Genomic DNA, 245 nt, shown 5'->3' on the forward strand with positions numbered 1-245 from the left:
CTAGTGACCTGAGTCAGAGATTCGTCGGCAGTAGGCAGCGACTTTGTCGAGGATCTCGTCGGCTGTCTTCGTCCAGGCGAAGGGTCTGGGGTGCTCGTTCCAGTCGGCGAGCCAGCCTCGGATGTCGCGTTCGAGGGCTTGGACGGAGCGGTGGACTCCGCGCTTGAGCTTCTTCTGCGTGAGCTCGGCGAACCACCGCTCGACCAGGTTCAGCCAGGACGCGCTGGTCGGCGTGAAGTGCAGTT

Annotated in this window: 1 pseudogene; it reads right to left on the reverse strand. The window is 63.3% G+C overall.

Going from position 1 to position 245, the window contains the following annotated elements:
* Positions 1-245: pseudogene (locus tag EF903_RS33745) on the reverse strand (IS630 family transposase); the annotation flags it as partial.

The sequence above is a fragment of the Streptomyces sp. WAC05292 genome, assembly GCF_003949955.1.
GTDB lineage: Bacteria > Actinomycetota > Actinomycetes > Streptomycetales > Streptomycetaceae > Streptomyces > Streptomyces globosus.